The organism is Streptomyces sp. NBC_00690 (assembly GCF_036226685.1).
Lineage (GTDB): Bacteria > Actinomycetota > Actinomycetes > Streptomycetales > Streptomycetaceae > Streptomyces.
Window position 1 is genome coordinate 3,161,604 of sequence record NZ_CP109009.1, and the last position, 24,712, is coordinate 3,186,315.

Annotated in this window: 17 protein-coding genes, 1 tRNA gene and 1 pseudogene; 5 read left to right on the top strand and 14 right to left on the bottom strand. The window is 68.2% G+C overall.

The features are described from left to right. Positions 1 to 86 precede the first annotated feature (86 nt). Entirely contained in the window at positions 87 to 1,265 is a 1,179-nt protein-coding gene (locus OID54_RS13900) for an FHA domain-containing protein (RefSeq protein ID WP_329019028.1), read from the top strand. Positions 1,266 to 1,431: 166 nt separating this feature from the next. On the opposite strand, the gene OID54_RS13905 is transcribed toward OID54_RS13900, so the two are convergent. Continuing rightward, the gene (locus tag OID54_RS13905) at positions 1,432 to 2,421 is read right to left on the bottom strand and encodes a methyltransferase domain-containing protein (protein WP_329019031.1); all 990 of its coding nucleotides are present in this window, start codon (positions 2,419 to 2,421) and stop codon (positions 1,432 to 1,434) included. A 228-nt stretch (positions 2,422 to 2,649) separates the two neighbouring features. Between OID54_RS13905 and OID54_RS13910 the strand changes: the two genes are divergently transcribed. Continuing rightward, positions 2,650 to 3,054 (top strand): globin, encoded by a 405-nt coding sequence (locus OID54_RS13910; protein WP_329019036.1) that lies wholly within the window; start codon positions 2,650 to 2,652, stop codon positions 3,052 to 3,054. A gap of 82 nt (positions 3,055 to 3,136) precedes the next feature. Here the strand turns inward: OID54_RS13910 and OID54_RS13915 are convergent, their stop codons facing one another. The 7 genes and pseudogenes from OID54_RS13915 to OID54_RS13945 all read right to left on the bottom strand — a co-directional run bounded on the left by OID54_RS13915 (position 3,137) and on the right by OID54_RS13945 (position 13,345). Then, complete coding sequence (locus OID54_RS13915; RefSeq protein WP_329019038.1) at positions 3,137 to 3,814, bottom strand: hypothetical protein; 678 nt, start codon at positions 3,812 to 3,814, stop codon at positions 3,137 to 3,139. After that, entirely contained in the window at positions 3,811 to 4,317 is a 507-nt protein-coding gene (locus OID54_RS13920) for an acyl-CoA thioesterase (RefSeq protein WP_329019041.1), read from the bottom strand. Before OID54_RS13920 ends, OID54_RS13915 begins: the two co-directional genes overlap by 4 nt. A gap of 11 nt (positions 4,318 to 4,328) precedes the next feature. Then, positions 4,329 to 5,993 carry an energy-dependent translational throttle protein EttA gene (gene ettA, locus OID54_RS13925; protein ID WP_329019043.1) on the bottom strand — a complete coding sequence of 555 codons (1,665 nt, stop codon included), beginning with the start codon at positions 5,991 to 5,993 and terminating at the stop codon, positions 4,329 to 4,331. Positions 5,994 to 6,467: 474 nt separating this feature from the next. Further along, a complete protein-coding gene (locus OID54_RS13930) occupies positions 6,468 to 8,000 on the bottom strand; it encodes a Cys-Gln thioester bond-forming surface protein (RefSeq protein WP_443055580.1) in 1,533 nt (510 codons plus the stop codon). Positions 8,001 to 9,156: 1,156 nt separating this feature from the next. Beyond that, positions 9,157 to 9,585 (bottom strand): annotated as a pseudogene (locus OID54_RS39195) (single-stranded DNA-binding protein); the annotation flags it as partial. A gap of 200 nt (positions 9,586 to 9,785) precedes the next feature. Further along, positions 9,786 to 11,732: a GTPase gene (locus OID54_RS13940; protein WP_443055581.1), complete on the bottom strand. Its 1,947-nt coding sequence runs from the start codon at positions 11,730 to 11,732 to the stop codon at positions 9,786 to 9,788. Between the two features lie 5 nt (positions 11,733 to 11,737). Continuing rightward, positions 11,738 to 13,345, bottom strand: a complete 1,608-nt coding sequence (locus OID54_RS13945; protein WP_329027495.1) for a dynamin family protein — start codon at positions 13,343 to 13,345, stop codon at positions 11,738 to 11,740. A 309-nt stretch (positions 13,346 to 13,654) separates the two neighbouring features. Here OID54_RS13945 and OID54_RS13950 point away from each other — a divergent pair. Then, a tRNA-Arg gene (locus OID54_RS13950) sits at positions 13,655 to 13,727 on the top strand. A 299-nt stretch (positions 13,728 to 14,026) separates the two neighbouring features. On the opposite strand, the gene OID54_RS13955 is transcribed toward OID54_RS13950, so the two are convergent. After that, complete coding sequence (locus OID54_RS13955) at positions 14,027 to 15,250, bottom strand: hypothetical protein (protein WP_329019053.1); 1,224 nt, start codon at positions 15,248 to 15,250, stop codon at positions 14,027 to 14,029. A gap of 841 nt (positions 15,251 to 16,091) precedes the next feature. Here OID54_RS13955 and OID54_RS13960 point away from each other — a divergent pair. Both OID54_RS13960 and OID54_RS13965 read left to right on the top strand, forming a co-directional pair. Next, on the top strand, positions 16,092 to 16,745 hold the full coding sequence (locus tag OID54_RS13960; RefSeq protein ID WP_329019055.1) for a DUF4956 domain-containing protein: 654 nt from the start codon (positions 16,092 to 16,094) through the stop codon (positions 16,743 to 16,745). After that, positions 16,742 to 17,695 carry a polyphosphate polymerase domain-containing protein gene (locus tag OID54_RS13965; protein ID WP_329019059.1) on the top strand — a complete coding sequence of 318 codons (954 nt, stop codon included), beginning with the start codon at positions 16,742 to 16,744 and terminating at the stop codon, positions 17,693 to 17,695. Before OID54_RS13960 ends, OID54_RS13965 begins: the two co-directional genes overlap by 4 nt. Positions 17,696 to 18,693: 998 nt before the next feature. On the opposite strand, the gene OID54_RS13970 is transcribed toward OID54_RS13965, so the two are convergent. The 5 genes from OID54_RS13970 to OID54_RS13990 form a co-directional block, all read right to left on the bottom strand. Next, positions 18,694 to 19,212, bottom strand: coding sequence for a hypothetical protein (locus OID54_RS13970; RefSeq protein ID WP_329019066.1), 519 nt, complete (start codon positions 19,210 to 19,212; stop codon positions 18,694 to 18,696). Then, entirely contained in the window at positions 19,209 to 21,509 is a 2,301-nt protein-coding gene (locus tag OID54_RS13975) for a SulP family inorganic anion transporter (protein ID WP_329019069.1), read from the bottom strand. Before OID54_RS13975 ends, OID54_RS13970 begins: the two co-directional genes overlap by 4 nt. Before the next feature lie 100 nt (positions 21,510 to 21,609). Further along, positions 21,610 to 22,212 (bottom strand): carbonic anhydrase, encoded by a 603-nt coding sequence (locus tag OID54_RS13980; RefSeq protein WP_329019075.1) that lies wholly within the window; start codon positions 22,210 to 22,212, stop codon positions 21,610 to 21,612. Between the two features lie 462 nt (positions 22,213 to 22,674). Beyond that, a complete protein-coding gene (locus OID54_RS13985; protein ID WP_329019078.1) occupies positions 22,675 to 23,334 on the bottom strand; it encodes a response regulator transcription factor in 660 nt (219 codons plus the stop codon). Further along, positions 23,237 to 24,700 carry a sensor histidine kinase gene (locus tag OID54_RS13990; RefSeq protein WP_329027497.1) on the bottom strand — a complete coding sequence of 488 codons (1,464 nt, stop codon included), beginning with the start codon at positions 24,698 to 24,700 and terminating at the stop codon, positions 23,237 to 23,239. Before OID54_RS13990 ends, OID54_RS13985 begins: the two co-directional genes overlap by 98 nt. Positions 24,701 to 24,712: the final 12 nt, after the last annotated feature.

The window sequence follows — 24,712 nt, forward strand, 5'->3', positions numbered from 1 at the left end:
GGCGCGCTCCGCGTCCACGGCACACACGATCAGCTCATGAAGTGGGACGGCCCTCGGGCCGGACAAGGAGAGGGGGAAGCGCCGACATGCCGACCTGCCCGAACGGACACCAGTCGGGTTCCGATGACTGGTGCGAGGTCTGCGGCCACCGCATGGCCCCCGGCGCTCCTCCAGGAGCCGCACCACCGCCGTCGTACGGCTACCCCGGTCAGGGCGACCCGAACGCCACCGCCGTGGCCGAGTTGTGTCCGCAGTGCCGCACCCCGCGCGAGGCGATGGCCCCGTACTGCGAGGAGTGCCGGTACAACTTCCTGACGCACACGGCGACCTCCTACACCCCCCTCGCGCCGCCGCCACAGCAGCAGCAGTCGGGGTTGAATCTGCCCTCGGGGTTCACCAGCCAGCCGCCCCCGCCCCAGCAGGGCCACGGTCAGCAGCACGACGCCTTCGACTACCAGGGTTCGCGACCGTCACAGCTCAACCGGCCGGCCGAGCCGCTGAACGACCCGTCCGGCCGGCAGCACTCCGGCTATGCGCAGCCCCCCGGTTTCCCGCAGGGACCCGGGCACCAGGCGCCGCCCTCGTACCAGCAGCAGTCCGCTCCCCCGATACCCCAGCAGCCGCACCAGACCGGCAGCGACGACTGGATGATCCCTCCGCCCTCCCAGGGCCAGGGTTCCCCCGGGCCGCAGAGCCAGGGCATGCAGGCGGGGATGTCGCTCTTCCAGCAGCAGTCCGGCCCATCCAGCCACGGCAGCGCCCCGTCGCAGTACGGCGAGCAGGGTCGGCAGATGCAGTCCGGTGGCCATGAGCAGGGCGACCCCGGTCGGCACCAGTCCGCTCCGTCCTACCAGTCTCAGGGAGCGTGGAGCGCCGTCATAGCGCCGGACCGCGAATACTTCCTGGCGATGATGCAGCGCAGCGGGCCGGACGCGACGGGGCTCACCGTCCCCGCGTACTCGCCGGAGCAGCACCTACCGCTCTCGGGCAGCCAGATCACCATCGGCCGGCGCCGCCAGTCGACCGGGGAAGCCCCGGACATCGACCTGTCGGTGCCGCCGGAGGACCCGGGCGTCTCGCACAAGCACGCGGTACTGGTGCAGCAGCAGGACGGCTCGTGGGCCGTGGTCGACCAGAACTCCACCAACGGCACCACGATCAACGGCGGTGAAGAGCCGATCCAGCCGTACGTGCCGGTGCCTTTGAACGACGGCGACCGCGTGCACGTCGGCGCCTGGACGACGATCACCGTTCGCCGGGGCTAGATCCACAGGCGCGGCTGCTACGGCCGCGCCGATCGGCGTCACCCCCGTACCCATGGCCCCTCGGTCGTCGGTATGGGGGTGCCGCCGATTCTGTTCGTTCCTCGGCGGACCGGTTCACGGCTGAGCGCCGGAAAGCCCCCGCCCCATGGCATCGGGCGAGCTGGCGCTACTCCGTGGCCGTACGCCCGAGCGGCCAGGCGTAGGGACCGTCCGGGTCGTCGAGCCAGGCCCACTGGTGATCGGCCGTGACCGTCACTCCGAACCGATCGCGCAGCGGATGCCCCTCGCGCTCCCACAGTGAGAGCGCCTCCCGTGGATCGAGGCTGCCGGCGGTCAGGGTCAGCAAGAAGCGGAAGAGATCATTCTCCAGCAGCCGACGGGGAAGTCCGCCGATGCGTCGCTCCGGCACCGCGTCTGATCCGCGCAGTGCGACGAAGTACGCGGACGTCCGCAGGAAGTGCCCCTCCGCGCTGCGCCCGTCGACGTCGTCGCGCACCCTGAGGGAGATCAGCCCGGTGGACAGTGGCGCAAGGATGAGGGCGTCCGGGTTGCACTGGGCCAACCAGCCGGGGGGAACGGACGGCAAGGTGCAGGTCGCGATGATCCGGTCGAAGGGGGCCCGGTCGGGGCAGCCCCGCGCTCCGTCACCGGTGACCACGGCTGGACGGTAGCCCGCCGCTGCGAGATGCACCCGGGCGGACTCGGTGATCTCCGCGTCCATGTCGATGCTGGTGACCTTGGAATCCCCGAGCCGATGGCAGAGCAGGGCGGCGTTGTAGCCGGTGCCCGCCCCGATCTCCAGCACCGAGTGGCCGGGCCGCACCTGAAGGGCTTCGAGCATCCCGGCCATGAGCGACGGCTGACTGCTGGACGAGATCAGTTCGCCGTCCCGCACCCGGGTGGCCAGCGGACCGTCGTAGTACGCCCCGCGCAACCAGCGCTCCCTTCGCACCGGGTCGGGATCTTCGCCCCAGAGCCGCTCGTATCTGCCCGTGCGGTTCACGAAGTAGTAGGGCACGAAGAGGTGCCGAGGCACCTCTTCAAAGGCGAGACGCCAAGCGGGGTCGGTCAGTCCGCCCCCGTCCGTGATCAGCCGCACGAGAGCCGCCCGCGCCTCGTCGGCGGGCTCGCCATACGGTTCCAGTCCCATCCCCATGCCTCCACTGTCCACCGCGGAGGGCGACTGTGCGAGCACCCGCGCCCGCGTACCCACCAGTAGCGTCGGGGGCCTTCCGGAGCAAGGGGAGAAGGTCCTAGGGCCCGGGTCCTCGGCCGGTCCGTCTGAGACGATGGACGTGTGCGGCTTTGTCCGGGGAACCCGCCCCGGGCCCCCGGACAGTTACCCCCCGGGGCCGGTCAGATACACATTGCGAGGCTCATCCACGTGAACGACATCCCGCGCGGCACGCTTCAGGAGCAGACCTTCTATGAGCAGGTCGGCGGCGAAGAGACGTTCCGTCGTCTGGTGCACCGCTTCTACCAGGGCGTCGCCGGGGACCCCGAGTTGCGGGCGATGTACCCGGAGGAGGACCTCGGCCCCGCGGAGGAGCGCTTCAGGCTCTTCCTGATCCAGTACTGGGGCGGCCCGCGCACCTACAGCGAGAACCGCGGTCATCCCCGACTGCGGATGCGGCACGCGCCATTCAAGGTGGACCAGGCAGCACACGACGCCTGGCTCAGGCATATGCGGGACGCCGTCGACGAATTGGACCTTGCGCCCGAGCACGAAGAAACGCTGTGGAGCTACTTGACCTACGCGGCGGCTTCCATGCTGAACACCCCCGGCTAAGGGCTGTCCACAGCGGGGTGGGGCACTGGACCGGGAGGGACCCTGCCTCCGTAAGACGCATGTCCCGGTGTCCTCTCGAACGTCACCCTCTGGTGGGGGTGACGTTCAGCCCTCCCAGGCCGGCCGTCCGAACGGCGACGGTACCGAAGGGCGTACCCAGTCTGAGCCAGGACCCCGCCGACAGAAGTGCCACCGCAACTCCCGGCCGTAGGAAGCCCAAGGACTGGGCGGCATGGACGGCCCGCAGCGGGAGCGGGGTGGCACCGACCGTACGGGACCAGATCTCACGGCCGATCTGATCACGCTCCAACCGGCTGCGGCGCTCGGCGGGCAACTCCTCGTCGCGGCGGCGGAACTCGGCGACGGCGGCAGCCACCGCCTCCCTCATCGCCTCCACCGGAGGAAGACCCGCGAGCCTGCGCCAGCCCCCGCGCGGCGGCAGCACTCCCGCCCACGGCGGGCCGGTGACCGCTTCGGGCACGATGAAACCGGCGTTCGAGATGCCTTCCAGCAGTTCACCCGCGGAGACGGTGACGTCCAACTGGGCGGGAGCGCTGAGCCGCGAGGTGCGTATCGCCAGCACCTCGAAGGAGGGCGGGCGGCCGAACACCGCGAGATGAGGTTGGGGACCGTCGGAACCACCGGCTTGGAGCCGAACGGCCGCAGCCCGGTCGTAGTGGATCAGGCGGGCGAGGAAGGCGGTGAGGTCCTCCGCCTCCCTCGCGTCGACGAAGTACAGACCACGCGCGGGGACACTCATCCGACGAGGGCGTCCTCGTCTGCCGCGGCGGACGTCGCGGGACCCGTCCCGGCTTCCGTCTCCGGAAGGTACTTCTGGAGGAACGACTTCTCCTCCGCGCTGATTCGGCGCGGTCGGCCCGCCGCCAGGTCGTATGGCACGACGACGGTCGAGGCCCGCACATAGACCTGCGGAGCGTCCCCGGCGCCGCCGTGGACCTGCGCGTCCGAAACGTCGTCCTTGATCTCGTACGTGATGGTGAGGGAAGCCGCGCCGATGCGCGTCACCCATGACTCGACGATCACCGGTTCATGTCGATGGACGAGCGGCCGTATGTAGTCGATCTCGTGCCGCGCGACCACAGACCCCCCGGAGAACGAGGGGGATCCGTCACCCGGCGCCAGTCGGAACATGAAGTCAATGCGCGCCTCTTCCAGATACCGCAGGAAGACGACGTTGTTGACGTGCCCGAAGGCGTCCATGTCCGACCAGCGGAGGGGACAGCGGTAGATGTGCCGAGCCATGGGTTCTCGCCTCAGCCTCGGGTGAGCTTCTTGTACGTGGCGCGGTGCGGACGGGCCGCGTCCGCACCGAGTCGCTCAATCTTGTTCTTCTCGTACGAATCGAAGTTGCCCTCGAACCAGAACCACTTCGACTCACCCTCGTACGCGAGGATGTGCGTCGCCACTCGGTCCAAGAACCAACGGTCGTGGGAGACGACCACGGCCGCACCGGGGAACTCCAGCAGGGCGTTCTCCAAGGACGACAGGGTCTCGACGTCGAGGTCGTTGGTGGGCTCGTCGAGGAGCAGCAGATTGCCGCCCTGCTTCAGGGTGAGCGCGAGGTTCAGCCGGTTGCGCTCACCGCCCGAGAGGATGCCCGCGGGCTTCTGCTGGTCCGGGCCCTTGAATCCGAAGGCGGAGACATAGGCGCGGGACGGCATCTCGACCTGGCCGACGTTGATGTAGTCGAGTTCGTCGGAGACCACGGCCCACAGCGACTTCTTGGGGTCGATGTTGGCGCGGCTCTGGTCGACGTAGGAGATCTTGACCGTCTCGCCGACCTTGATGACACCGGAGTCGGGCTCTTCGAGGCCCTGGATCATCTTGAACAGGGTGGTCTTGCCGGCGCCGTTCGGGCCGATGACACCGACGATGCCGTTACGGGGCAGCGTGAAGCTGAGGTCGTCGATGAGGAGTTTGTCGCCGAAGCCCTTCGAGAGGTTCTCGACCTCCACGACGACACTGCCGAGCCGGGGGCCCGGCGGGATCTGGATCTCCTCGAAGTCCAGCTTCCGCATCTTGTCGGCCTCGGCCGCCATCTCCTCGTAGCGAGCGAGACGGGCCTTGGACTTGGCCTGGCGCCCCTTGGCGTTGGAGCGGACCCACTCCAACTCCTCCTTGAGGCGCTTGGCGCGCTTGGCGTCCTTCTGCCCCTCGACCTTGAGCCGGGACTGCTTGGACTCCAGGTAAGTGGAGTAGTTGCCCTCGTAGCCGATGGCGCGACCGCGGTCAAGTTCGAGGATCCAGCCGGCGACGTTGTCGAGGAAGTACCGGTCGTGGGTGATGGCGACGACGGTGCCCGCGTACTTGGCGAGGTGGGCCTCAAGCCACTGCACGGACTCGGCGTCGAGGTGGTTGGTGGGCTCGTCGAGGAGCAGCAGGTCGGGGGCTTCCAGCAGCAGCTTGCACAGGGCGACGCGGCGCTTCTCACCACCGGAGAGATTGGTGACTGCCCAGTCCCCGGGCGGGCAGCCGAGGGCGTCCATCGCCTGCTCCAGCTGGGCGTCGAGGTCCCAGGCGTTGGCGTGGTCCAACTCCTCCTGGAGCTTGCCCATCTCGTCGAGCAGGGCGTCCGAGTAGTCGGTCGCCATCTGCTCGGCGATCGCGTTGAACCGGTCGAGCTTGCCCTTGATCTCGGCGACACCGCCCTGGACGTTCTCCAGGACCGTCTTGGACTCGTCCAACGGCGGTTCCTGGAGCAGGATGCCGACCGTGTAGCCGGGCGACAGGAACGCATCGCCGTTGGAGGGGTGCTCCAGACCAGCCATGATCTTCAAGACGGTGGACTTACCGGCGCCGTTTGGGCCGACCACACCGATCTTCGCGCCGGGCAGGAAGCTCAGCGTCACGTCATCGAGGATGACCTTGTCGCCGTGCGCCTTGCGCGTCTTGCGCATCGTGTAGATGTACTCAGCCAAGAGAAACCGTCCGGCAAGAAGTGGATGGGCAGATACACCCCATCTTGCCGTACGTCCACCTGAGGATGAAAACGAGTAGTCGGCGGGACATGGGCGCTCGGGGTGCGGATCATCCGGGAGCCCGCTCCTTCCCGACCGGTCCGGGCTGCTGTGGACGGACGGGGCCGCCGTCGATCCACGCGACTTCCGGTGACGGGGTGGGATGAATGCGGCTTATGGACGGGCGAAAGGGCCCGATCGGCCACGGTGCCCATGGGTCGACGGTTCATCCAGCTAGGCGGGCCCCGGGCTGGGGAGACGATCCCGGAGGCGCTGCAATCGGTTCGTGCGGCCCGGCAGGGGAACATACGCCCGGTCGGACGCTCACCGCGCGGGTGGCCCCTGGAACCCAATAGATCGCCAGCCCCGCACGCATCGGGGACCCGCTGTGTCCCTCTGCATGCGGAGCTGTGACCGTGTCGGGCTCCGGTGGAGCTATGCGTCCGTCCCTGGCCGGGCGGCCTGGTCATTGCGACCGCCACCGGGCTCGGGCGTCTTCTTCTTGCGCAGGAAGAAGACGGCGCCGCCGCCGATCACCACGAGGATGACCGCGGTGCCTGCGATCACCGGGGTGTAGTCGGAACCGCCCGTCGCGGCGAGGTCGCCTTCCAGGGCAGTCGACAACCCTCCCGTCGCAGGCCCAGTGGTCACGGACCCGACGGCGGTGGGCGGGCCGGTCTGCGTGCCCGGGGCCTGTGCCGCCGTCTCGATGTCCGGCGCACCGGTGACCTTGCAGTCCAGGAGCCCTGCGAAGGTCTTCGAGAAGCCTCCGGGGCCCGTGACGGCGAACTGATAGGGCTGGTCTTCGGCCACGGGGACGGTGACGGTCTTCGACGCCCCGACGGGGACCGTGTGGGCGGTGCCCGCCACATCCACGGTGAGCGGTGCGTCCCCACGGTTGCTCACGGTGACGTCGATGCCCCCCTCGGCGCAGTTCTTCCGCGCGGAGACGGCAGGGATCGCACCGGTCTGCGCCCAGGTCGCCACGGCCGTGGCAGAGACCGTGGACTCGCTGGAACCGGCGAGGATCTGTGTCTGGCTCTTGCTCGACGCCGCGAACGCCCGGCCGACGGGTATGGAGGTGGCCGCCTGCGCGGACAGCTCGGCCGTTCCATCGGGGGTCCCGGCCGGGACGTCGAAGTAGACCTTGCTGCCGTTGACCGCGGAGGCGATGGGCTGGCCGGCCAGATCCGTTATCTGCACACCGCTGACGGCCGTGTCCGCAGGTGGTGCGATCGCCACCCGGTCCGCGTCGGTCCGGACCGTGACCGGACCGATGCGACTCCCGCTCTTGCCGGACACCGCGCTCGGTTCGAGGGTGAGGGACGCCTGTGGCTCGCTGAGCTTCTTGGCCTTCTTGTGCAGCCAGTCCGCCAGCTTTTCGGCCGCGGGATCGACCGCCGTGACATCGGCGTTGTCCGAGTAGCGCCAGATCGCGACCTGGGTGCCCGCCGCAGCCGCCTTCTGAGTGAGCGGACCGGTCTTGGCCGCCTTCGCCAACTCGGCCAGATCGTCGACCTGGGGGTAGGAGTGCTGGAGTATCCAACGGATCTTGCCGGCGTTCTTGTTTCCGCCCAGCGAGGTTTCGCTCCAGGAGGTCTCCAGGTACTTCGCCTGGTCCTGGGTCGGGTTGTGGATGTCGATGCAGTACGTCTTCAGCCGACCACCACCATCGACGGTGAGCTCGAAGACACCTGCGGGGATGGAGTGCCCCTTACCGTTGACGCGCAGTACGGCACGGTCGAAGGTCGTCAGACCGTTGAGCGTGGCCACGGCTCCGCCTTGATGCTGAGTGCTGTCGTCGGCGACCGCAACACCCGCACCGACGATGGCCCCCGTCGCGATGAATCCCGACACCAGAGCCGCCGTTGCCAGACGACGTACGGCCCCCCTGCCGACAGCGGACACGGCGAACTTCGCAAACACAGCATTCCCCTTCGAGCGAGGCGCCGGTCGCGTGTGGAACATGGCCCCGTGGTGACGCGTGGGCAAGTGCCTCGCCAGCAACTCAAGTGCCCCGTGAGTACTGGGGAATCCTAGAGAGGCACCGACGCCCAGTCCCCCGCCAAAGGGGCAGATAAGCATTCCGAATCGGAATCGTTATCGCGCTCCGTGTGGCGGGCAAGGCTTCGGGCAGAGGCTTCCATTCCACGTCAGCGGATATTTACAACTCGCTTACAAAGCATGGTCAGCAGTCTCATCGGGGCAGCGGGAGAACCCTGATTGGGCGGTCCGTATGAGCTTCGGAGACGAAGGTGAACCAGGTGGCCGAGGGCATGACGGCCAGATGCGACGGACGGGGATCCGGGCAGAACGAGCACCCCCGCAGCACGCTCTGACCACGCCCGCACCCCTGACCGCCCCCCTCACCACCCCAGCGCATCCCAGGCCCACGCCACTTGGCGAATCGAATCCGCAATCCGGCGTTCGGCGTTCGGCGTTCGGCGTTCGGCGTTCGGCGTTCGGCGTTCGGCGTTCGGCGTTCGGCGTTCGGCGTTCGGCGTTCGGCGTCGGGTAAGGATGGGACTACATTCCGTGCTTGTCGCGGGAACAGCCTTCATCAGAACGGCCCCTCCCTTCTGTCGTTCCTCCCACATATCTTGTTGCGCGCCGTCTCCTTCCTTCTCCACCCGCCTTCCTCACTTACGTCCTCATCGATAACCCGGTCACGCAAGGCCCGTGATTCCGGGGGCCTTCCGCCCTCGGGGGCAACGACCGCTCGGGATGGGGGCTTCCCAGGGAGTGCCCAGGGCCGGGTGCGAGCCCCGCGCCCCAGGCCCCGGAACACCAGTGGGCACAAGAGCAAGAGCTACAGCGTCAGAAGCCCAGCCGGCCAGATGTTCAAAGCGGCAGAGGCTCAGAAGGGGGGTTCCGATGTGGACTCCGCCGAGGGGACACCGGCGCCCTGCGCGGCAATGGAGAGAGCGAGTTGCGCTTCGGGCACACCCGTCTCCTGTGATGCGCTTTCAGAGCGGTCGTCGACTGGACGGCGATCCCAACCGCTGAGAACGGTCTCGCCCACCGCCCCTCCCTGTTCAGGTGCCCTCGTCGCCCATACACCTGCCGTCTGTGGCGCGCGAGCCCCCGGACCAGCTGCGCCAGGACCACCGAACTCGCCCCGACCCCCGTCGGCCACAGCCGGGCTTCTCGTCAGCACCCCGCCCGCCGCCCCGGCCGCCGTGCGTGCCTCCGTCCTGCCACCACGGCGGAAGGCCGCCGTACCGCGCGTCAGATCGTGTCCCACCGCCAGGGCTTCGATGTCGACCGACGTCCTGCGCTGCCCGTCGCGTTCCTCCTCGCGCACCCGCAATCGGCCATGGACCACCAGCGGTTCGCCGACGGACACCGATCCGGCGAGGTTGATGGCGAGGGACCGCCAGGCGAAGACGGTGTAGAACCCGGTGCGTCCGTCGATCCAGGCAGCGCTCTGTTTGTCCCAGCGCCTGGGGGTGACAGCGATGCGGAAGCGCGCCATGCCCCCACCCGCCGCCGTCTCCCGGTACTCCACCTGTGTGGCGGCATTGCCCACCACGGTCACCAGGGTGTCATTCATGGTCCCCGCCTCCCTCTGCGGCTGATCCGGCACCCGGGCGGGGAGAGAAGCACGCTGGAAGTCGAGCACGAGGGGCCGACGGTCCCTCGATCTGCCCGATCCGGCTCACCCCGCGAGTACCGGTGTTCTTCGTGACCCTCGGTCCGGGGTCACGAAGAACATCCTGAGCTCACAGAACAGAAGCCGCTCGGGCCTGTGGACTACCGCCCGGTTGTGGAAAACCCGGTCACTCCCAACTGGGTGCCGCCGCCCGTACGGACTTCATGGCCGTCGATATCCGCGGTCGGACCACCGCCGGCACGCTTGGTCGCGCCACCGGAGCCTCCCCTAGGGCCCCCGTGGAGGGAGCGCGGAGCCCGACCCCGGGTTCCGGTCACCGCGCCGGTCTTACCCGCCACCGTCGCGTACTGTTCGCGGACCTCGCGGTATCGCATGAGCTCCCCCGCCACCGGGTCGAGCACCCGCGCCCGGCCGCAGCCGGCCGCCGCTTCCCTCAGCCGCCGCTCGGCGTCCTGTCCGTAGCGTCTGGCCGGCCCTCGTACGGCAGCCGTGCAGGCCAACTCCACCAGCGGGCCGCCCACGATCCCGGCTGCCATCAGCAGGGCGGGAACGATCAGGCCGGGCGACATGAATCCAATGATCTGGCCCACCAGCCACAGCCCGCCGTAGATCTGAAGCAGCGTCATCCCTGCCTGGGCCATCACCGCCGCCGGCCACCACGCGGGGCGCAACGGTCGTTTGCCGGTGGTCGTCGCCTCGCGCACGGCCAGTTCGTCCAGCGCCTCGGGCAGCCCTTCGGCGCCGCGGACCGCGGCCTCGCGCACGGCCTGCGCCCAAGGGGTGGGCAAGCCGGCCGCCGCCTCGTCGGCGACCGTACGGACCGCCTGTTCGACCCGCTGCCGGGCCGTCAGCTCCTCCTCCACCGGTGGTGCGACCGGGGTGAGGGCGGCCCCGGGCGTGCGCGTCCGCTCGTACCAGCGCCACAGCCGCAGCCACGGCGTACCGCAGGCGCGCCCCGCGTGCCGCCGCCATTCCCGTTCGGCCGCCTCGCCGGCCGCCTTGGCTCCGACCGCCTCGGCGAGGCGGTCCGCGAAGTCCTCGCGCGTCCGCTCGTCGAGTCCGGTCCTGCCGTCGGCCACATAGGACGTACGCAGTTTGGCTGCGGCCACGTCGACGTCGGCGGCCAGCCGGTGGGCGGCTGCGGACCGCTCCTGGACGAAGGTGCCGATCACCTCGCGCAGTTCGTCGACGCCTTCGCCGGTGAGCGCGGAGAGGGAGAGGACGGTGGCGCCGGGTTCACCGTGTTCGCCCACCGCCATGCCGTCGTCGTCAAGGAGTCTGCGCAGGTCATCAAGGATCTGGTCAGCCGCGTCACCGGGTAGCCGGTCGATCTGGTTGAGCACGACGAACGTGACTTCGGCGTGGCCGGCCAGCGGACGCAGATACCTTTCGTGCAGCGCTGCGTCCGCGTACTTCTCGGGGTCGACGACCCAGATCACGGCATCGACGAGGGCCAGGACCCGATCGACCTGGTCGCGATGTCTGACCAGGGCCGAGTCATGGTCGGGGAGGTCGATGAGCACCAGGCCGGACAGTTCGTCGGCGCCTCCGGCCAGCGGGCGGCGGCGCAGCCGGGAGGGGATGGCCAGGCGGTCGAGGAGGCCGGCGGCACCTTCTGACCAGCTACAGGCGATGGGGGCTGCCGTGGTCGGTCTGCGGAGTCCGGTCTCGGAGAGCGGCACCTGGGCGAGCGTGTTGAAGAGGGTGGACTTTCCGCTGCCCGTCGCGCCGGCGATGGCGACGACGGTGTGGCGCGAGGAGAGCCGTTGGCGGGCGGATGCTTCGTCGAGGACCCGCCCGGCCTCGGTGAGCGCGCCCTGGTCGAGCCTCGTGCGGGAGAGGCCGATGAGTTCGCGCAGCGCATCCAGTCGGGCGCGCAGGGGGCCGTCGTAGCTGCCGCCGATCGGTAGCTCCTCCTCGGCGGCGGCTGCGCCCTGGCCGACGGCCGTACGCTCCCGAGGGTCTTCGCTGCGGTCGGCGGCACGTCTGGCGATGAGCCCGTCGTCCCAGCGGGCGCCCTCGGCGGGCGGCGGCGCGGGTACGGGCTCTTGGGCGGTCGGGTTCTCGTCGCCCGTGATGGCGGTCACCGCCGTCACCTCACCTTCTGGAGTACGGACAGGGCGGCGATCAGCTCGGCCTGCGGTTCGGGGGAGACATCGAGGGCGTCGAGGGGGGCGAGGCGTCGGTCGCGCTCGCTGTTGAGCACCTCGTCGATGGAGGTCGCCAGCAGCTCGCCGCCCTTGTCGCGCAGGCGCAGTGCGCCTTGGGCCCCGATCCGTTCGGCAAGCTGCTCGCCCGCGGCCTTGGCGCGTCGGCCGCCCAGGAGGGCGGTGGCGACGAGTGCGGCAACGGTTTCGGCGTCGGGCGCGGACGGGAGGTCGAGTCCGCGTACCTCTTCGTCGGCGTGTTCTTCGAGTTCCCGGCGCCAGCGGCGTACGGCAATGCCGATGCGCTCGGCGGCCTCCAGGTCCAGTCGGCCTTCGAGCACGACGTTCTGTGCACCAGGTTCGGTGCGCCAGGCCTCCTGTACGTGCTCGTCCGCGGCGGCCACCGCGCACTGGACCAGGGCGCAGAGGCTGCCGACGAGGGCGTCGAGCAGTTCGGCGGCTGAGCTGTCGCGGGGGAATCCGCGCCAGCGGGTGCGTGCGTCTCCCGCGAGTACGGAGCCGGCCTTGAGCTCTCGGTTGAGCCGCTCGCGTTCCCTTCCGTACGCCTCCTCGACGACGCCCATGAGGCGTACGGCTGCGGCGTACTGCCCGGCGACGGCCGCGGCCAGTTCCGGCATGCGGGCCTTGAGCGAGTTGATCACGCCGGTCGCGGTCCGTCCGATGGCCTGCTGCCGGGCGGCGGGGTCATGCACCCGATGGGCGAGCCAGGCGAACAGGGGGGCGACGGCCGTGGTCGGGAGCAGTCCGCTGCCGCCGCCGGCGGATTCGGGGAGTTCGGGGATGGTGAATCGGGGGACGTCGCCGAGTCCTGCCTTGGTGAGCAGCGCTGCGTACTGTCGTGAGACGTCACCGATGACCTGGTGGGGCACTCGATCGAGCACGGTGACGAGGGTCGCGTCGTACTCCTTTGCGGTACGCAGGAGGTGCCAGGGGACGGCGTCGGCGTACCGGGAGGCGGTGGTCACCATGATCCAGACGTCGGCGGCGCAGATGAGTTCGCCGGCGAGGAGCCGGTTTTCGACGACGAGGGAGTCGATGTCGGGCGCGTCGAGGAGCGCGAGTCCACGTGGCAGGGAGGGCGCCTTCTCGATGCGCAGGGCGCCGCCGTCGGGCACCGCATCGGATGCGCTCTCGTGGTCGGGTTCTTCGGTGTCTTCCTGTTGGGGGAGCCACACACGGGTGAGCTGTGGGAATACCCGCAGGTCAGCGAACCAGTGGTGGTCGTCGGGGTGGCAGACGAGAACGGGGGTGCGGGTGGTGGGCCGCAGCACGCCGGCTGCGCTGACGCGTCGTCCGACGAGCGAGTTGACCAGTGTTGACTTTCCGGCTCCGGTGGATCCGCCGACGACGGCGAGCAGTGGGGCGCCCGGGGTCTTGAGGCGGGGGACGAGGTAGTCGTCGAGCTGTGCGAGGAGTTCGGTACGTGCCTGACGTGCGCGGGGTGTGCCGGGAAGGGTCAGAGGGAGACGCACGGCGGCGACACGGTCGCGCAGGGCGGTTAGTGCGTCGATCAGCTGGGGCCGTGCATCCAAGGTCACCACATGGGAAGAATGCCTAATTTTGGCAGCTTTTTGAAGCGTATGGGAATGTCTGCGCGCCGGTCGGACACTTGGGACACTTGGGATGAGTGGGGCGCAGGCATAACGAGTGCACAACACCCAGGACGCGAGGCGTGAAAAGCGATGCAGGAATCGCACCTGCCTGCGATTATCGGTTCGCTTCACCGAACCTACACAACGTGCCACGCAGGTGAAGCAACCGGGTCAAGGCGACAGGAGCCCTATCCTTGTGCCCGGCAAGGTCACGGACCCCAGGGCTCCGGTAGCCGCGGCCACCAACCGGCCCCCGTAGCTCAGTGGATAGAGCAGGCGCCTTCTAAGCGCTTGGCCGCAGGTTCGAGTCCTGCCGGGGGCACTCACCCAGCCTCGCCAGCGCAGTCGCCGGTGAGGCTTCTTCGTACCCATGAGCACATCGCTCATAGGCCAAGCGCCTTGGCTGCCCACGATCGTGGGCACGGGTTCGCGGGCACGGATTCGCGGGCGCCGCAGGGCCGCCTTGGACGTCATGGTCGCCGCCCCCGCCGCACTTGTCCCGGGCGTCTCCTGCCGGCTTCGACGCCGTGGAGTCGTGGAAACGGCTCGAAGCCACTCACCACGCCTCGACACAGCACAGCACAGCACGACTCGGTTTCGGACGGCGACACCTGCGCGGCGCTAGATCGCGTAGTGCCAGAGCGTGACCATGTGGGCGCCGTACCAGCAGCCGAAGAGGGTGGCCACGGTCAGGGTGATCACCAGGGTGCGGGGACGCACGGTGGACAGGGCCTTGGCCAGTGGCAGGAGGAAGAGGACCGCAGGGATCAGCAGGCGGAGCTTGGAGTGGTAGTAGTTGCTCTGCCCCAAGGTCAGCACGAGGACCGTGGTGCCGTAGACGAGCAGCGGGGGCCAGGCGTCGCGGCGCCAGGCGACGGCGGTGGTGCAGACGGCGGCGATGAGCAGGACGGCGGTGCTCACGGACACCCAGCCGTCACCGCGTTGGAACGTTTCCCCCAGGAATCTGAAGAAGGACGACCCGTTGTCCCAGCGGGTCCCCCAGCCCGCTTCCTGGATGACGAACCAGGCGTTGAGTTGGCCGGCCCGATTGCCCACCCAGAGCAGATAGAGAGGGGTTCCGGCGCAGGCCAGTGCGACCGCGGCGAGCGTGCGCCAGGTGGGGCGGCCGACGCGGCGGATCTCCAGGACCACCGCAAGCACCACGGCGAGGGTCAGGGCTGCGGCGGCCGGGCGGGTCAGGCCCGTCAGCAGGGCCAGGGTGCCCGCGGTGAGCCAGGCGCGGCGATGGGTGGCGAGGAGGGTGGTTGCTGCCAGCGCGAGGAATAGCGACTCGCTGTACCCCATGAAGAAGGCCAGGGCCATGGGTTGGGCGCCGGCCACCAAGACGATGGCGATCGTCGCGGTCCGCGGGCCGTGGAGCCGGGTGATCAGAGCGTGCAGGGCCAGGAGTGCGGCAATGAGGGCGAGGTGGGCCACGGCGATGGCGGCCGTACCCGCTTCGATGCCCGTCAGTTGGTGGAGGCCACGGACCAGGAGGGGGTAGAGCGGGAAGAAGGCCAGGTTGTTGCCAGCCGGTTCACGGTTCTCGTCGTAGCTGAAGCCATCGGGGTATCCGTCGGCGGCTATCGAGGTGTAGAGCTGACCGTCCCAGGAGAGCAGACGGTCACGGATGCCGGGCCCACCCGAGCTGATCATCGCGGAGAGGATCAGTAGGTGTGCGGCAACGCTCGTGGCGTAGACCGCGAGGACCGTGCCCACGGTCGATCCCCACCCTGCGGCCGACGGCAACGCCAGGCGGCGGGTCGCCCCCAGACGGGAGCGGAACCGGGGCGGGGGGACGGCGACGGTCGTGGGGCGAGCATCGCTCTGCGTCTGATGGGCCATCGACTCCTCGCAAGGTCGGTTCTGCTGGCCTTACATCCAGGAGCCGGACAAAAAGAATGAGCATGACGAACGGGGTGAAACAGACTCCACCCTGTCGGTTTTCATACATTCACACTACGACAGGCATCCGCCCCGCAACACCACCGCGTCACCGCCACCCGACACCCCGCGCCGAGCACACACTCACCCCCTGAACCACGGGACGAACACCGCCGGGAGCGGGCGCGAGGAGCTGACGCCCACCCGCCAGGCACCCCGGCACGGCAGCGACCGCGAGGCCCCGGATCGATATCCGCCGCCCGCACCGCGCCATCCGCACGGAGCTCCCCGCAGCGAGAATCGCCTGATGCATCCAGCGCCTGAATGACCAGCACCGGGCGTTTCCGGAAACCTCTGCACCTCCGCAGGAATTACCGCAACCGGAACACCGATCTCGAAAGGCCAGATCGACCGCCCTTACACCTATACATAAACATGGTTGATCCAGCAAACTTCATCGTGCGAGCGCTCCGGAGGATTTAAATGAGCGCCGCCTCACACGCGAACCCCTACAGCTGTTGACATGGGACGACATCGGAATCCTTTTCATCGTTCAAGCGACCGAACAGGATTCAACGAATCGTCTCCATAAGCCAACCAGAGTACCCCTCGGGCTAGATCAGAGATTTCAGACTATGAGCCGTCATAAACTCCCACACACAGGGGAGTATGTGGCCGAAAATCTCCTAGCAACCCTTTTTACATAAACGGATATACCCTTTCCCGTTTCTTTGCAATGCATTCGCCTAGGATTCGCGGCAATCCCAAATCTTCACTCATTCCCCTTAGGAGGTGTGCAACCTTGGAGTCCCTGAGGCAACTCGCCACGCACCTTGTCCTCGATCTCGTCACCGTGTCCCTGTTGGCGTTCGCCGTGTCCTACCCGAGGCACCGCCGCCGTGATCTGCTGCCGGCCTACCTCGCGCTGAACGTGGCCCTCTTCACGGTCGTCGCCGCACTCGCGCAGGTCGGCGGCAGTGGTGGCGCAGCGCTGGGGTTCGGCCTCTTCGGCGTGCTCTCGATCATCAGGCTCCGCTCCGACTCCATCCAGCACGAGGAGGTCGCCTACTACTTCACCACCCTGGTGCTGGGCCTCCTGTGCGGTCTGCCGCAACTGGACATCCGACAGGCGGGCGCGCTCTCCGCGCTGCTGCTGACCGTCGTGTACGCGGCCGACCACCCACGGCTGTTCGCCCGAGCTCGCCGTACGGTCGTCACCCTGGACGCGGTCTACGGCAACACCGCTGAACTCCGCGCCGATCTCCACCGTCGTCTTGGAGAGCCCCTCAACTGGACCGTCATGGAGGTCGACTACGTACGCGATCTGACCGTGGTGGACGTCCGGTACCGCGTACCGCAGGAGGTCAAGAAGACAACCGCCGACAAGCAGCAGCCCGAACCGGAACCCACCGCACTGCATCCCCGCACCCCGGAGCCGTCGTTGGAGGCGGTGTGACCACCGTCGCGACCCCTCGCCCCCATCACGACGGCACACCGGCGGCCCTGGACTCCGCCGATGAGCCGACGACCGCGCTCCACGACGGCGCACCCGAGCAGAAGGGGCCCGATCCCACCCCGCACCCCGCAGCGCAGGACGAGCGGGAACCATTTCTGCCGGGCATGGACGACATCGCCTGGCCGATCATGAACGCCCGTTCCATCTCCCTGGCGGAAGTGAAGGAGCGGGCCGAACTGCTGGCCCGCTTCGACCAGGCGTACCTGGTCCCCACTCCGATCTTCGCCGCGCTGACCGCGCATCTGACCGACCCCCGTCGACCACAGGGACCGTTCCGGGCGCTCACCATCGACGGGCGCCGCTGGTTCCGCTATCACTCCGTCTACTACGACACTCCGGACATGCGGTGCTTCCACGAACACCGACAGGGCCGCCGACTGCGGTTCAAGATCCGCGAACGGATCTACCAGGATTCCGGAGAGCGCCAGTTCGAAATCAAACTCAAGGGAGGGCGCGGCGAGACCGTCAAGCACCGCCGTCCCCTCACCGGGCACGACACCCCGCTCGACCCGTCGGCGCGGAGCTTCCTCGCCGATGCCCTGCTCACCGCGTACGGCATCGAGGCGCCCACCGCGCTCTCCCCCTCGGTCACGACCGACTACCAGAGGGCCACTTTGGTCTCCGACGGAGAACGCATCACCTGCGACGCACGGCTGCGCTGCGACGACATCCGGGAGGGCGGTGCCGTGCGCTGCGATCCCGGACTGGTACTGGTCGAAACCAAGACGACGGGTCATCTCACCGAGGCCGATCTCTTCCTGCACGCGCACGGAGTGCGGCCGGCGGTTTTTACGAAGTACTGCGGTTCGCTCGTCGCGCTCCGACCGGGGCTGGCCGGGGGCCGTTGGCGACGGGCCGCCCGGCGCGCCTTCTCCGGCGTCGCCTCGTAAGCCGGCCGGTGGGCCTGGAGTAGGGGGCGCGTTCACCGCACCGCCCCACTCGCCCCACCGGTCCTCGAACCGTACGGCGGCGTGAATGTCGGTCACGACCCCCAGCCGATGTTCCCGCCGACGTACGAGGTGAAGCCGACCGGCCCCGGTCCCGTGTCCGGGTCGGTCGGCTTCACCGCCCGTCACAGCCCTCCGTACTCCCCCGGTCCACCGCACCCCGCGCACACCGCGATCGCGGCCCTGGTTCGCGGTATGAAAGTGAACTCCGGGGCTGCCAGGACTTGTCGAACGCCGATGACGACGGCCGATGTCGTGAGGTGCGGTCCATGTCGTGAGGTGCGGCCGGTGTCGTGAGGTGCAGTTGATATCGGCGCCCGCGGAGATCTGACGGTGGAAGTCCCTGAGACCGACCCGCATCTGACCGATCGGGGCACTCCCGGTCGGCGTTCGGCAACTCCGGTGAGAACCTCGCCCCTTGGTCCTTCCGCGCATCGGTGACTTCTCCCGATCGCGCCGACCGGGGGCCCTTTCACGTCCGAGAACTTGGCCCATCGGCCACAGGAGAGCCGTGCACAAGTCCGGTGTCCCCGCCGCTGTGAGCGGAGCACGAGGGTCGGCCGCACCGACACACGGCGCGGCCAACGAGGGGCGCGGCCGAGGCACTGCCTCAACCGGGGCTCCGTCATGGGCGGGCGGGATGGCGGGGGCCTGACATATGAAAGGGCCGGGCGGCCCGGCCGCATTTCCGGGTCGCCCGACCTGATCACCTCACCCGGGGCGGGTCGGGGCGCCCGGGTGCGGGTCTTCGGGGACGGTCCGCGTGACGTGCGCGCCGGACCGTCGGTGGGGCAGAAGTAGGGGGGAGCCCCCTCCCTGCGGGAGGCAGTAGAGGGGGCTCACCAGGGCCCAGTGGGGGAAGCGCTTGTCGCTCAAGGCCCTGGGGCCGCCCACGACACCCTGCGGGATGTCGGTGCCGTGGGCGACGTCTCTATGCCCTGTCAGCTCGCCGCGGTCGGCGGGAGGTCGCGCTTGTCCGCGGTGCTGACCGGACGCTCCGCAAGACCGGCGGTGGCCGCGTCCTGGGGTGCGAGGAGGTACTTGTGCAGGGAGCGGAGGAACTCGAACAACTTGTCCTCCTCCTTGGGCCTGGCCTGCTGCCGCCGGTCGTAGACCGAGCGGTCGTACGCGGCACGGTCATGGCTCACACGGTCGTACACCGCATGGTCGCTGCCGTTCCGCTCGGTGCTGTGCCGCTCGGTGACCTCGCGTTCCGTCACCGGGCGTTCGGTCCAGGAGCGGTCGCTCCAATCCCGTCCGCTCCACGGCCGCTCGGCCCTCGGGCGGTCCGCCCCGTGCCGGTCGGTCAGGGGGCAATCGGTCCTGGCGCAGTCGGCCCGATCGGCGCGAGGCCGGTCGATCCGCCGTGGCCGCCCCGGCTGATGCCGGTGGTGACGCAGGTCCTTGAGATCCCGTAGGTGGAGCGCGTCGGCCAGCGCCGATTTCAAGGGTTTCCTCATCGTCGAGTCCCTTCGCCGTGCTGCTGCTGAACGGCCCAGTCGTCATTGGGTCCCCAGTAGCCACCCTGCGGCGGCTGCTGGTACCCCTGCGGTCCGTATCCCTGAACCATCGGAGTGCCCTGATAGGGGGTTTCTTGGGGGCCGTATCCCGGAGGTGGCGCGTATCCCTGTGGCGGCATCTGCTGCTGGCCGTCGTGCGGAGCGGGCGGTTGGCCGTTGGGCACACCGTTGTGCTGCGGGCCATGCGCCTGGTTCGGGATGTGCGCCTGGGAGTGCTGGCTGTACTGGGGCTGCTGGTGCAGCGGTCGTACCGGCCCCTGTCCACCCATGCCGTACTGGTGGTTGGGGTGCTGAGGTGCGTGCGGGTAGTTCTGCTCTGGGTGCGGGTACTGCGGGTACTGGTACTGCGTGTGCTGCGGGTGCGCGTGCTGGTTGTTCTGAGCATGTTGCACGTGCTGGTTGTTCTGCGCGTGTTGCACGTGCTGGGGGTGCTGTGGTGCATGGGGGTGCTGGTTGTTGTGCTGGTGCTGCTGCGCGTGCTGGTGCTGTCGCGCGTAGGGGCTGCCGTGAGCCACGTGTGCGTGACCGTAGTTCGGAGCCGCCGTGTGCTGGAAGGCGGGGGCGGGTTCCGGTGCGTACGGCCCGGGCTGTGCGGGCTGTGCGGGCTGCTGCTGGGTGTCCTTGACCGGAGTGTCGAACTCCTCCGTGACGGGCTCGTCGGGGACGACGACCTCGTCCACCTTCTGGACCGTCGGATCGCCCGGCAGGATGCACTCGACGTGCTCGGCGCCGGCCTTGCGGCGCTGCTCCGCGAACTCCTCGATCTGGGCACGGCAGGCCATGTCCAGGTGCGAGATGCCGCTGCCGTCGATGTAGACGCGCTCCTTGTCCTGGATGGTCTCCAGGGCGTCGATCAGCTTGGGAAGGCGCAGGAAGGTGACGTTGCCCTTCAGCTCCAGCCGTCCCATGTCGCCGTCGGTGGTGGTGCGGATGGTCATGTGGCTCATGCGGATCGCCGTGAGGATGATGGCGACCGCGAGGCCGGCGACCACACCATCGAGCAGGTTCGTGACCACGATGGCGAGGGTGGTGATGAACATGATCGCGCCCTCGGCACGGTCCTTCTTCCACATGGCCAGGAAGGCCGGCGGGTTGAAGAGCTTCCAACCAGCCTGGAGAAGGACACCGGCGAGCACGGTGATCGGGATCAGTCCGAGCAGCCCCGGGAGGAGCAGACCGAAACCAAGGAGCCAGGCTCCGTGCAGGATGCGGGAGAGCTTGGTCTTCGCACCTGCTTGGACGTTGGCGGCACTGCGCACGATGACGGCGGTCATGGGCAGCGCACCGAGGAGTCCACAGATCGTATTGCCGACTCCCTGGGAGAAGAGTTCGGCGTTGTACTTCGTTGGAGCTCCGGTGTGCATCCGGTCGACCGCCGCGGCGCTGAAGAGGCTCTCAGCGGACGCGATGACCGTGAAGGTGACGATCATCATCAAGATCGCCGGGTCGAAGATGTGGCTCAGCTCGGACGGCCCGGTGAAGTTGACCGCGTCGATCATGCTTCCGAAGGACACCTTGTTCACACCGCTGAAGCCGGGGAAGGCGGCGATGACGGCACCCAGGATCACCGCGACCAAGGGCGCGGGGACCTTGTTGATCGGGGCGGGGACCTTCTTCCACATGAAGCAGATGACCAGCGCCATGACGCCCAAGATGAGGGCGGCGCCCTTGTCCCGGTCCCCGAGCACATCGGAGACCAGGTTGGGCAGGCCGGCCATGTTCTTCAGGGCCGTACCGAGCTGCTTGGAGTCCACCAGGGCGTATATCTGGCTCAGGATCAGCGGCACGCCGATACCTGCCAGCATGCCCTGCACCACGGAGAGCGAGATGGACTGGAACATCCGGCCCAACTTGAGCATTCCCAGGATCATCTGCAGGATTCCGCTGATCAACACGACCGGGCCGAGCATCCCGGGGCCGTGTTCGGTCACGAACTCCAGTACCAGCACCGCCAGGCCGGCAGCGGGGCCGCTGACCTGGAGGTTACTGCCGGGCAGAAATCCCACAATCAAGCCTCCGACAATGCCGGAGATGATGCCTAGGGCGACGTTGACGCCGGATGCGGAAGCGACACCGATGCACAGGGGAAGAGCAACAAGGAAGACGACGATCGACGCACTGAAGTCAGTACTGAGAGCGCTGGTCAGCGACGGGGAGGCGGTGCCCTTCGCCGGGGCGGCGGCGGCACCCTTCTTCGCATGCCTTCCAGCGTTAGGAGGAGTCGTATCAGTCGACACAGTGTTCCTTTCGCCGCAGCCGGATGCCGATGAGCTGGGGGAGCTCTAGCGCGGCAGGCCGCTGCGTGTGGGGGGTAAGAGGGCCGGACGGGCCCGGGGTTCAGTTCCGGTTGAACACTCCGTTGAGCTCGTCGAGCTCCAGCACCTCGGCCGTGTCGACGCGGTAGTACCAGCCGTGCAGTTGCAGCCGCCCCGCTTCGATCGCCTCGCGCACCTTGGGGTACGTACGCAGGTTCTCCAGCTGGGCGACGACGTGCCGCTGAACGAACTTGGCAAGGGTCAGGTCCTCCACCGGCGACCCGAGCATCGGGGCGAGCGCGGGGCGGCAGCCGGAGACCCACTGGGCGACGCTGGGAAGCGAGCTGAGGTCCGCGTCATTGGCAACCGCGCCGACCGCTCCACAGTGGGAGTGGCCGCAGACCACGATGTCCCGGACCTTGAGGACCTCCACCGCGTACTCGATGGTGGCGGACTCGGCGCAGGAGTGGTCCGCGTCGTAGGGCGTGATGATGTTGCCGGCGTTGCGCAGTTCGAAGACCTCACCGGGAACCGCTCCGGTGATGAGCGCGGGGATCACGCGTGAATCGGAACAGCTCACGAACAGCGTTCCGGGCGTCTGGCCCGCCGCGAATCGCCGGAAGGTCTCGCTCTCAGGGGCCACGCGGTGGCGGAAGTTACGCGCGTTGTCGAGCAGTCGCTTCATGGTCACGCTCCTAGCAGTTCCGGCTATGGGGAGCCGGTGGGGGGAGAGACATCCGACGTGAATGTCTTGGCCCGGAATACTGCGCTGAAGTCATGAGTCATCCGTGAGATCACCGTGAGAGAGTTCTCATGGCGCTGACAACGATGTCATTCAAGCGAAGAAAAAATCATTCAGGGGTTTTGCCCCTTCCAGTGGCATATTCCTAAGACCCCATTCACTGTGTGTGAAAGGTCCCTTCGCCACCGTAATTAAGGACTCGCTGTTCGTTCGATAACTCCGATAACACGGACAACTCAGTTCCCCGCTCCCGTAACCGACTTCGGGTACCGAAGGGCCACTGGGCGGCGCGTGGCGGCCGTGGGCCCGCGGGGAGTCATCGGCGGCCGGCAGCCGGACCCCAGGACCCCCAGCAGGCCGTCCCGGGCCCCGCCACCAGCCGTCACGGCCCGGCTCACCGCCTGCTCAGGCACGCAGTCGGTAGCCGACACCCCGGATCGTCTCCACCCGATCCGGACCCAACTTCCTGCGGAGATAGCGCACATACACATCGACGATGTTCGATCCCGGGTCGTAGTCGAAGCCCCAGACCCTGCTCAGCAGCTGCTCACGGGTGAGCACCTGATCCGGGTTACGTAAAAAGACCTCGGCGAGGGCAAATTCCCTCGCCGACAGTTCAGCGACCCGCCCGTCCACATGGACGCGACGGGTTCGCAGGTCAAGCACCATGTCGCCGACACGCAGGACCGAAGCCTCCGGGCCGGCCTCACCTCTCAATCGCAAGCGGACCCGTGCGAGCAGCTCCTCGAAGGCAAAGGGTTTGGAGATGTAGTCGTCCGCTCCCGTCTCCAGCCCGGCTACAACATCGGAAACGCTGTCCCGGGCCGTGAGGATGACCACGGGAAGGGTCACCCGTAGTTCCCGGAGTTTGCGGAGGACGGTTAGCCCGTCCACTGCGGGCAGTCCTAGATCGAGAATCATAAGATCGCAGTCACCGGCCCGCGCATGTTCATAAGCGGAAAGGCCGTCACCGACGACCGCGGTGACGAACCCATTGCTTCGCAGGCCCTTTTCGACGAAGGAGGCGATTCCGGCTTCGTCCTCCGCTATCAGAATCCGGTGCATGGTGTCCTCTCTGCCAGGGGAAATACGCCGGCAAATCCAGTACGAATCGGGCGCCTCCGGTCTCTGCGTCTTCCACCCACGCGGTACCTCCGTGCGCCTCGGCGATCTCCCGCACGATGGCGAGCCCGAGGCCGATACCCGTACCCGCCTGTGCGGGTGAGGCGACCCTCCCTGCTTGGACGAATCTGCCGAAGATCCGGTCCCGGTCCACCGGTCCCACCCCGGGGCCGGTGTCCCGTACCCAGAGCAGGACCCGGCCCTCGCGCACGGCCGAGCCCATCTCGATGAGATCTCCGTCGAGGGTGTGCCGCACCGCGTTGGCCGCGAGTTGGATCAACCCCTGGGTGAGCCGCTGACCGTCGACCAGGACGGTCGCCTCGGAGACCGCGGCCACCCGCCAGTGCCGGTGTCCCAACGCCCTGGCCTTGGCGACCACGTCCACGATGAGGTCCGTCAGATTGGTCTCGCCGACCGTGAGGAAGTCCGGCCGTTCCGCCTTCGCCAGCAGGAGCAGATCGTCCACGATGCGGCTCATCCGGTCGAGTTCGTCGACCAGGAGGGCCCGGGTCATATGGGTCTCGTCCGGCCCGTCCTCCATTAGTTCCAGATGGCCGCGCACGACGGTGATGGGCGTGCGCAACTCGTGCCCCACCTCGTCGAGGAACCGCCGCTGCGTGGTGAAGGCGCGCTCCAACCGGTCCAGCATGTGGTTGAAGGTGTGGGCGAGGGCGGCCACATCGTCGTCGCCCCGGACGTCGAGCCGCTGGGTGAGGTCCGATTCACCGATCCGCGCCGCCGTCTGTCGCACGAGTCTGATCGGCGCCAGGATGCGTCCCGCGACCAGCCAACTGGCCAGTCCGGCGCAGACCAACGCACCGAAGGCGGTGAGCATCAGCATCTTGGCGACGCGTCGCTCCTCCTGGAGTTGGCGGTCGCGGAACTCCAGCACGACGAGTCGTACGTCCCTGGGGTCGCCGGCGACCTCCACTTTGACGACCCCGTAGCGGACTTTCCCCGCCTTGGAATCCAGCCAGCCGGACTTGGGGGTGGCGACCGTGCCCAGCATTCTGACGACGGACGCGTCCCGGTCGAGGCGCACCTGACCCGGGGTGTCCGCCGGGCTGCGGCGATCGGCAACGCCGTCAACAACACTGAAGAACGTCTCGTCCCGGCCCGGCGGGGTGACCTTCAAGAACTCGGTCACCAACTCGGCGCTGTTGTTGTACGACCTGGTGGTCGCGTGTTGACGCAGGTCGTCGACCCGTCGTTGCAGCCGCGCATCGACCTGGTTGTCCAGCTGTGCCTGCCAGACGACCGTGATGCCAACGGTGGGCGCGGCCATGGCCACGCCCACCAGAAGGAGCATCCAACCGACGAT

Coding starts and splice junctions, on each gene's coding strand:
- OID54_RS13900 (WP_329019028.1), top strand. CDS start 87: ATGCCGACCTGCCCGAACGGACACCAGTCGGGTTCCGATGACTGGTGC.
- OID54_RS13905 (WP_329019031.1), bottom strand. CDS start 2,421: ATGGGGATGGGACTGGAACCGTATGGCGAGCCCGCCGACGAGGCGCGG.
- OID54_RS13915 (WP_329019038.1), bottom strand. CDS start 3,814: ATGAGTGTCCCCGCGCGTGGTCTGTACTTCGTCGACGCGAGGGAGGCG.
- OID54_RS13920 (WP_329019041.1), bottom strand. CDS start 4,317: ATGGCTCGGCACATCTACCGCTGTCCCCTCCGCTGGTCGGACATGGAC.
- OID54_RS13930 (WP_443055580.1), bottom strand. CDS start 8,000: ATGTTCCACACGCGACCGGCGCCTCGCTCGAAGGGGAATGCTGTGTTT.
- OID54_RS13955 (WP_329019053.1), bottom strand. CDS start 15,250: ATGGCCCATCAGACGCAGAGCGATGCTCGCCCCACGACCGTCGCCGTC.
- OID54_RS13970 (WP_329019066.1), bottom strand. CDS start 19,212: ATGAGGAAACCCTTGAAATCGGCGCTGGCCGACGCGCTCCACCTACGG.
- OID54_RS13980 (WP_329019075.1), bottom strand. CDS start 22,212: ATGAAGCGACTGCTCGACAACGCGCGTAACTTCCGCCACCGCGTGGCC.
- OID54_RS13985 (WP_329019078.1), bottom strand. CDS start 23,334: ATGCACCGGATTCTGATAGCGGAGGACGAAGCCGGAATCGCCTCCTTC.
- OID54_RS13990 (WP_329027497.1), bottom strand. CDS start 24,700: ATGCTCCTTCTGGTGGGCGTGGCCATGGCCGCGCCCACCGTTGGCATC.